5 protein-coding genes are annotated in these 3,094 nt (G+C 68.9%); 2 read left to right on the top strand and 3 right to left on the bottom strand.

Annotation, left to right across the window (positions count from 1 at the left end; genetic code table 11):
* Positions 1-207: 207 nt before the first annotated feature.
* Positions 208-633, bottom strand: a complete 426-nt coding sequence (locus ACY45C_RS07925) for a PIN domain-containing protein (protein WP_462186981.1) — start codon at positions 631-633, stop codon at positions 208-210.
* Positions 630-851 (bottom strand): type II toxin-antitoxin system VapB family antitoxin, encoded by a 222-nt coding sequence (gene vapB / locus ACY45C_RS07920; RefSeq protein WP_462186980.1) that lies wholly within the window; start codon positions 849-851, stop codon positions 630-632. The genes ACY45C_RS07925 and vapB overlap by 4 nt, the downstream gene beginning before the upstream one ends.
* A gap of 165 nt (positions 852-1,016) precedes the next feature.
* On the opposite strand from vapB, the gene ACY45C_RS07915 reads away from it, so the two are divergent.
* A complete protein-coding gene (locus tag ACY45C_RS07915) occupies positions 1,017-1,391 on the top strand; it encodes a hypothetical protein (RefSeq protein WP_462186979.1) in 375 nt (124 codons plus the stop codon).
* 223 nt (positions 1,392-1,614) lie between these two features.
* Here ACY45C_RS07915 and ACY45C_RS07910 read toward each other — a convergent pair whose 3' ends face one another.
* Positions 1,615-2,499, bottom strand: coding sequence for a hypothetical protein (locus ACY45C_RS07910; protein WP_462186978.1), 885 nt, complete (start codon positions 2,497-2,499; stop codon positions 1,615-1,617).
* 72 nt (positions 2,500-2,571) lie between these two features.
* Here ACY45C_RS07910 and ACY45C_RS07905 point away from each other — a divergent pair.
* On the top strand, positions 2,572-3,094 hold a 523-nt coding region (locus ACY45C_RS07905; RefSeq protein ID WP_462186977.1), incomplete at its 3' end, for a glycosyltransferase family 2 protein.

Genomic DNA, 3,094 nt, shown 5'->3' with positions numbered 1-3,094 from the left:
GGCCCTTGACACCTGCACTATTCTGTGTTGGTTCCCGTTGGGGGCACACTTCGATCAGCAGCCTGAAGCGCTTGCCTACCAGGCGTTTCAGCCTCGATGTCCCCCTGGGGCCGTCCGGCTCGCGCCGGTGAACTCCGGTCGGCTGTGCCGAAGTGACGCCGAAGTTCGGCGGCGGCTACCCGTGGGTGGGCGGGCTCCTCCTGGCCGCTACGACAGGCGGAGTCGCTCGGTGGGCTGCCCGGTGACCGCGGCGATCAACTCGAAGTCCTTGTCGACATGCAGCACCACAAGCCCGGCCAGCTCGGCCGTCGCAGCAATGATCAGATCGGGGACGGACGGCGCGCGATGGTGCCCGAGGCCGGCGAGCAGCCCTTGAACCTCCACGGCCCTGGACTCGATCCGGGGCGTCACGTTCTCGACGGGCATCGCCGAGACCGGCGGCCGGCGTAACCTGACACGAAGATCATTGACGGATCTCGCGGAAAAGCCGACCTCCAGAATCGTGACCGTCGTGATACGGACCAGACCTCGCTGGATACGGGACAGCCACAGGTCGGCATCGGGACTCTCGCTCAGCCGGACGAGGGCGGACTTGTCGACAAGCCAACGCTGCGTCTCGGCCGTGGTGGTCACGTCCAGGCCTGCCGCATGACCTCGGGGTCGCTGAGATCACGAAACGCGGCGCTGAACCAGCGCAAGTCGTCCAGGGTCACCGGGGCTATCGAGCGCGCCGCGTCCTGGGCGAGTTGCCGGCGAAGGTACTCGTTGCGAGACAGGCCGAGCCTGGCGGCATGAGCCTCGACGGCGGCCAGCACGTCATCGGGTACGTCACGAATGAGCACGTCGGACATCGACCGCACCTCCAAGGGCTGAACCTGCAGGCGATATCCAATGCTATCAGGACCCGACTGCCCGTACCTGACCGCGTCGCCGCGTCGCCGCGTCATGCCCGGCAGGGCCGAGCCCGGATGGCTTGGCTTCGGACCTGGAAGCACGGTCGACTGTCGATCTGGCCCGTGGTCAAGCCGATCATCGGGAGCGGGCCCCTCGGCCCGGGCGTCGAGGTGCTTCGCCAGTTCCGGGACCTGGGAGCCAGTTCCGGGACCTGGGGAGGTGGAGAGGGGCGCGACGGCGCGCGTGAGGCTCAGGGCCTGCTGGTCCTGTCCGGTGGGGCGCCAGGGTCGGGCTGGTGTCGGCCGGTGATGATCCAGGTGCCGGCGATGATGAGGGACGCGAAGAGCAGGAGTCCCGCGCCGAGGATGGTGAGCAGGATGGCCCGGTCGCGGAAGGTAAGGATCCCGGTGAGGGTGATCTGGAGTGAGCCGACGGCGAAGGCGATGGCGGCGGTGAAGACGGTGACGAGTTCGACGGCGCGGATGGCGGAGGTCTGAAGGGTCCGGCGGAGGTCGCGGTTGGCGGTGTCCTGGTCGCGCCAGCGGGTCTGCTGGCTGGTGGTCCATTCCGCGAGCTCCAGCCCTTTCTGGATGATGCCGCGTTCGCGTAGGTACTGCTCCTGGAGGAGTTGGGAGTCGAAATGAAATAACTTGCGCGTTTCGAACCCTCCACAGGCCTGTGACCTGCGATGATGCTCTCGATCACGTATTTGTTACTTCATTACGTCCCCTTGGTGGCTGATCCGGGTGCCGATCGCGGGTAGCAGGCGCAGCGCGGTGTCGATGGTGGCCAGCGCCTCGGTGTAGTCGCCGCACCTGCGTTGACCGCACGCGAGGCGGAACCGGAAAAGATGATCGTCGGGGAACTCCGCGACGGCGTCGGTGGCGCGCTGGCGTAGCTGTTCGCCCTGGCCGGGGAACGGTGGGGCGGCTCCCAGGGCGTTGAGGCAGACGTCGACGACGGCACGGGACCGGGGGACGGCGCTCCAGGCCGTGTCGAGGAGTTCGAGCGCGTGGCTGGTGGTGATGGTGCGGCTGCCGAACGCTGCGAACGCATGGAGGCCGGTGAACAGCGGGTCGTCGCGGTGGTGGCCGGCGGCGACGGCCAGCAGGGAGGATTCGAGGAAGAGGATTCGAGGAACTGGTGGAGTTCGTCGAACCAGAAGTTCGCGCGTAGCTTGCCGGCGTGGTACAGCGCGGCGAAGTAGCAGATGTCGGTGGAGCCCTGGAACGCCTCGACGATCCGGCCGGTGGCGAGGGTGAGGTCATGGCGGGACTCGACGGTGTCCTTGGTGATGAAGGCGTAGCCCAGCGACCACTTCTCGATGATGCCCGGGCGGGTCGGGCCGTCGGTGTGGTCGTGCAGCCAGCGGGCGCAGCGGGCCGCGACCTCGACGGTGGGCTCGCGCAGGAACCTGCGGCGCCAGTACCGGTCGGCGCAGATCAGCCAGGGGTCGGTGACGAAGTCCGCCGATGGGATCCGGAAGGGGGGTTCGATGTTCGCGTCGATCAGCTCGGCGGCGACGTCCTCGCAGACCCGGTCCAACTCGCGGGAGTCGGCTGAGGCTGCCTGACCGAGCCGCGCATTGATCGATGCGACGTCCATGTGCCCCCTCCGTCAGATCTTCTCCGGATATGTACCACACGGCTGCGGGGCGGATCGGTACATACTGCGAACATGCGGGTCGATGTGGTCACCGCGGTACACGCCGAGTACGCGGGCTACCTGCCCGCGGCGTGGGATTCGCTGCACCGGCAGAGCCATCCCCACTGGACGTGGCGGGTTCAGGTCGACGGGTCGCCCGACGAGGTCCTCGGCGCGCTGACCGCCTGCGGAGCGGCGGGCGATGGCCGGGTCCGGATCGCCGCGCACGGCACCCAGGAAGGCCCCGGGGTCGCCCGCAACATCGCCCTCGGCGCGTGCACCGCGCCGCTGGTCCAGAACCTCGACGCCAACGACGAGCTCGAACCCGACGCGCTCGCCGACCTCAGCGGCGCGCTCGCCGCCCATCCCGCGGCCGGCTACGCGGTCGGCCATGCCCGCGACCTGCACGCTGACGGCACCCTGCGCACCGCGCCGCTGGCAGTGCCCGCCGGGCCGCTGGCCCGCGGTGCGCTGGCCGTCGCGTGGGCGTCCGCCTTACCCGACCGCACCCTGCCACCCGTGCATCCGGCCGGGGTGATGTGGCGGGATCTGGATC

This window comes from Frankia sp. CcWB2 (genome assembly GCF_977927585.1).
This window is presented reverse-complemented; position numbering and strand designations above follow the sequence as displayed.